This is a genomic window from Lutibacter sp. HS1-25 (genome assembly GCF_004121075.1).
Classification (GTDB): domain Bacteria; phylum Bacteroidota; class Bacteroidia; order Flavobacteriales; family Flavobacteriaceae; genus Lutibacter.
Genome location: NZ_RHLN01000098.1, coordinates 1 through 1,879 on the forward strand (window position 1 = coordinate 1; position 1,879 = coordinate 1,879).

2 protein-coding genes are annotated in these 1,879 nt (G+C 29.0%); both read left to right on the forward strand.

The features are described 5' to 3' along the window. On the forward strand, positions 1–874 hold an 874-nt coding region (locus tag EC396_RS12620; RefSeq protein WP_164975290.1), incomplete at its 5' end, for a DNA cytosine methyltransferase. Then, the coding region (locus EC396_RS12625) for an HpaII family restriction endonuclease (RefSeq protein WP_129366994.1) at positions 858–1,879 on the forward strand (1,022 nt) is incomplete at its 3' end. The genes EC396_RS12620 and EC396_RS12625, both read left to right, overlap by 17 nt.

Genomic DNA, 1,879 nt, shown 5'->3' on the forward strand with positions numbered 1-1,879 from the left:
AGCTAATTTCGGAGAAATTCCTTTTGGGGATATTACCAAACCTAAAACTAAAAGCTATATTCCAGACGGTTTTGATGTTTTATGTGCTGGATTTCCTTGCCAATCCTTTTCTATTGCAGGAAAAAGAGGCGGTTTTGAAGATACACGAGGAACATTATTTTTTGATGTCGCAGAAATAATTAAAAGCAAACAACCTAAAGCATTTTTTTTAGAAAACGTAAAAGGTTTAAGAAATCACGACAAAGGAAAAACTCTTCAAACAATTTTAAATACTTTAAGAGAAGATTTAAACTACTTTGTTCCTGAGCCACAAATTATTAATGCAAAAGATTATGGAGTTCCTCAAAATAGAGAACGAATTTTCATTGTTGGTTTTAGAAAAGATTTAGGAATTACAGAGTTTAGATATCCTAAACCAAAAAACAAGAAAGTTACATTAGAAAATATTTTGGAACAAGAAGAAGTTTCAGTGAAATATTATTTATCTACAACTTATGTAGAAACATTACGTAAACATAAAGAAAGACACGAAAATAAAGGTAATGGTTTTGGTTTTCAAATCATTCCAAATGATGGAATTGCTAATTCTGTAGTTTGTGGAGGAATGGGAAGAGAACGAAATCTTCTTTTAGACAACCGATTAACCAATTTTAAACCAATTACAAAAATAACAGGAGAAGTTAACCGAGAAGGAATTAGAAAAATGACTCCAAGAGAATGGGCACGGCTTCAAGGATTTCCAGAAGAATTTAAAATTGTTGTGTCAGATGCTCAAGCATATAAACAATTTGGAAATTCAGTTGCTGTTCCTGCAATTCAAGCTACAGCAGAAAAAATAATTGAGAAATTAAATTGCAATGATAACAGGAAATAAAGGTGAATGGAGCGAAATATATGCTCTTTTCAAATTACTTGGAGATAAAGAACTTCAATCAGGAAATGAAAATTTTGAGAAAATTGAGAATTTAGTTTATCCTATTCTCCGAATATTAAGAACAGAAACTAATGGAGACTTTCAATATTCGATTGAAGATGATATCGTATTGATTTCTGGATCTGATGAAGTTTTAAGAATACCAATATTAGAATTTAAAGAAAATGCTACTTTCTTACTAAACTCTATAAAATCTAACACTGAAAGAACATTTTCTGTCCCTGAAATTGAGGAATTTATGCACAGTATAAATTGTATTTCATTAAAAGCAAGTTCGTCCGCAAAAACAGATATTACAATTGTAGTTCATGACCAAAGAACTGGCCAACAACCAACTCTGGGCTTCAGTATTAAATCACAATTAGGTAATCCTTCTACTCTATTGAATGCTGGAAAAACTACGAATTTTTGCTTTAAAATATCTAATCTTTCAAAAGACCATATAAAGGAAATAAATGCAATTTCTACCAAAAGTAAAATAAAAGACAGAATTTTAAAAATCAAAGAATTAGGCGGTATATTTGAGTTTTCTAATACCGAAAAACAAATTTTTTCAAATAATTTAGTTTTAATTGATAGTTCTTTACCTAAAATCTTATCAGAATTAGTTTTTAATTTTTACTCCGATAGCAAAACTAAAATAAAAGAATTAGTTGATGAAATTGAAATTCAAAATCCATTAAATTTTGACACTTCAAATAATCATCAATTTTACTCTTATAAAATAAAACGATTTTTAACAGATATTGCTCTAGGAATGATGCCTTCTAAAGTTTGGACAGGTAAATATGATGCTACTGGAGGTTATTTAGTAGTCAAAGGAAATGGAGAAATTTTATGTTATCATATTTACAACAAAAATGAGTTTGAAAATTATTTGATAAATAATACAAAATTAGAAACTGCTAGTTCAACCAGACACGATTTCGGAGAATTGTTTGAGGA